At 65.4% G+C, this 3,280-nt stretch carries 2 protein-coding genes; both read left to right on the forward strand.

The genetic code is table 11. The annotated features are described in order from the left end of the window. Positions 1 to 180 precede the first annotated feature (180 nt). A complete protein-coding gene (locus tag EOA27_RS28750; protein WP_245491185.1) occupies positions 181 to 609 on the forward strand; it encodes a DUF1036 domain-containing protein in 429 nt (142 codons plus the stop codon). Beyond that, positions 606 to 3,047, forward strand: a complete 2,442-nt coding sequence (locus EOA27_RS28755; protein WP_126079287.1) for a M23 family metallopeptidase — start codon at positions 606 to 608, stop codon at positions 3,045 to 3,047. Before EOA27_RS28750 ends, EOA27_RS28755 begins: the two co-directional genes overlap by 4 nt. Positions 3,048 to 3,280: the final 233 nt, after the last annotated feature.

The raw sequence follows: 3,280 nt of genomic DNA on the forward strand, positions 1-3,280 counted from the left end.
GTTCTCAAGGCCGACGCCGGCCTCGGAGCTGTTGCCAAGGATCCTCGAAGAGATCGAGGCCGGCGGGTCGCAGTTCTCGGCCACGGCCAGCTATTTCCGGCTTGGCGGATAGCATGAACGCCGATGGACCCTCGCACCTTGCGTTCTTTGCAACAGCCCCCGCCACGCAAGCTGCGTAGCTTGCTGTTTCCGGGCCGCATGACGCTTGCCGCTTTGCTCGGCGCGGCGCTGTTCTCGATGCTTTCGCCCGGCAAGGCGCATGCCGAATTCACCGTCTGCAACCAGACGCTCGACGTCGTCAATCTCGCGGTCGGACAGAAGGTCGACAATGCCGACCAGACGGACGGCTGGTGGACGATCGGCGCCAACCAGTGCGTCAATGTCATCCGCGAGGAGCTGACCAACCGCTACATCTATCTCTACGCCACGGACGTCTTCGGCCACGCGATCCTCAACGGGTCGACCGAGATGTGCATCGACCGGAGGCGCTTCTCGATCCGCGGCATCGAGGAGTGCTGGCAGCGCGGCCATATCGCGGCGCGCTTCGTCGAGGTCGATACGCTCGAACAGGTGCGCTGGACCTATTTCCTGACCGGAAACAGCCCGTGACGCACTCGATCGACACGAGCTTCAAACAGAAGAAGCAGGCGCGCCTGGCCGAGCGCCGGCGCAAGCTCTGGCGCCGGGCCCTTGCCGGCCTTGCCTCGCTCGCCGTCGTTGCCGTCGCCACCGGCTTCTATCTGACCAAGGACTATTGGTCGTTCGGCGACGAGGACGAGGAGCTGCATCCGGTCGAGGGCATGGAAGACGTGCCGCCCGACGCCTCAGTCTATGTGCCGGCGATCATCGATCTGGCCGGCGATCCGATGTGGATCACATTGGCGCCCGATGCCGACACCGCGACGAAGGGCAAGACCGTGGCGCGCCCGGCTGAGCTCGACAGTTCGGAGGCTTCGCCGCAGATCGAAATCATGTCCGACGTGATGCTGAGCGCCAGCGAAAAGTTCATGACGACGATCCCCTCGACGCAAGAGGATTTCGCCTTCTTCCAGGCGCAGCGGCAGGTCGCTCCCAAGCCTTCGGCAACGGCGCCCGACGACCAGCAACCGGGCCCGCCTGCTCCGGCCGTGGCGCCGGACGATCAACAGGGCGATCCGCAAGGCGACCTGCAGAATGATCTCCAAGCGGCACCGGACGAGAGCGACGCCGGCTCGGCGCCCAAGGCGGACGCCGACGACCCCGAGGCCGGCTGGGGCGAGACCATCGACCAGGGCGAGGCAGCACTCCCCGCCTTCAAGAAAACCGCGATCGAGAACAACACGACCGTCGCGACCGTCACCAGCGAGTATCAGCGCTTCGAGGCCACCGAAGACACGTTCGTGAAGATCCTCAACGACCGCAGCCTGGACAGCGTGGCGCTCGACGCGCATTTCTCCGCCGATGACGCCAAGCTTGCGGGCGAGGCGCTGAAGGCCCTCTTCAACCGCGACGGGCTGGAGGCCGGCTTTGTGGTGGCCATGCGCGGGTTCCGGCCGAACCGCGAGACGACGACCATGTCGCTGATGCAGGTCTCCATCTATGCCAAGAACGTCTATGTCGGCACGCTGACACGCAATGCGGCCGGCGCCTTCGTGTCGGGCGTCGACCCCTGGGTCCGCGAGGATCTGTTCAACTATTCCGGCACCTCCGACCAGGGTGGGCCCAAGCGGCAGTACCGCCTGCTCGACGCGATCTATTCGACGGCGGCGCGCAACAAGGTGCCGACCAGCGTCATCGGCGAGGCGATCATGTATCTGTCGCGCGGGCAGGACCTCGACGCCTTCGCCAGCGAGGACCAGCGCCTGGTGCTGATCTATTCGCAGACGCCGCGCGGCCAAAGCGAGATCTCGGGACGGGTGCTCTATGTCGGCGTCCAGGGCGCGGACAGGAGCCTCGACTGTTTCGTTTTCCAGCAGAGCGACGGCCAATATGCCTGCGTGACCGGCAACGATCAGGTGCGCTCGCTGACCGTCACCAACGGCATGGTCACGCCGGTCGCCGGGGTGATGACCTCGACCTTCGGCCCGCGCAAGCATCCGATCCTGGGCACAGTTCGCATCCACAAGGGCGTCGACTGGGCGGCGCCGGTCGGCACGCCGATCATGGCCGCCTTCGACGGCGAGATCTCCTTCCAAGGCGATGGCGGCGGCTATGGCAATCTGGTGAAGATCACGCATGCCAATGGCCGCGAGACGCGTTACGCGCATATGCAGAAATTCGCCATCGCCAGCGGCGTCGGCACCAAGGTGAAGGCCGGCGATGTCATCGGCTATATCGGCACCACCGGGCTTTCGACCGGCCCGCATCTGCATTTCGAGCTCTACCAGAACGGCGAGGCGATCGACCCGCTGGGGACGGTCACCACGGTGGCCACCGCCGTTGCCGTCAGCTCCGGCGGTTCCGGCGATACCGCGGTCGAAACGCTGACCGACCGGATCGTGCATGTCGAAAGCGGCGGCAGCGCACGCGCCAAGAACCCGCTTTCCTCGGCGACCGGCGCCGGCCAGTTCATCTCCAAGACCTGGATCCGGATGATGAACACCTATCGGCCCGACCTTGCCCGCTCGCTGTCGACCGCCGACCTGCTCGCGCTTCGCTACGACGCCACGCTGTCGCGCGAAATGGTGCGCAACCTGGCGCGCGAGGGCGAGGCCTATCTGCGCGCGCGCGGCCACCAGATCACCGCCGGCCGCCTCTATCTGTGCCATTTCCTCGGCATGGAAGGCGCGGCCCAGGTTCTGGCGGCGCCCGGCTCGAGCCAGCTGAGCGCGGTGCTCGGGTCGGCCGTCATCCAAGCCAACCCGTTCCTCACCGGCAAGACCGCGAGCTACGTCGTGGACTGGGCCGAGCGGAAGATGGGGCAGAGAGTGCCGCGCGTGGCGACCGACCAGGGCCAGCCGACGACGACCACGACCGAGGTGCGGCAGACGTCACCGGAATTCGAGAAATACAAGCAGGCGATCACCGCGCTGATAGGCTCGATCCAGGAGACGCTGGAGCCCGGTTAGGTCCTTGACGACACAGTGATCTTGAAAGATTGCAGGCTTGTTGGACGAGGCTATCAACGTCCGTTTGGAATAGTCAGCGCAAACGCTGGTGGTGAGCTGAAGGCGCATGAACCTCGTCATTCCAGGGCGGAGCAAGGAGCGAAGCGACGCGCGCAGACCCTGGAATCCATGCCGTTACCTGGACCGAAGTGTGCAACGGTGCAGAATTCTGGACCGCCGCAGCGCTTCCAAGT

The sequence above is a fragment of the Mesorhizobium sp. M2A.F.Ca.ET.037.01.1.1 genome (assembly GCF_003998075.1).
GTDB lineage: Bacteria > Pseudomonadota > Alphaproteobacteria > Rhizobiales > Rhizobiaceae > Mesorhizobium.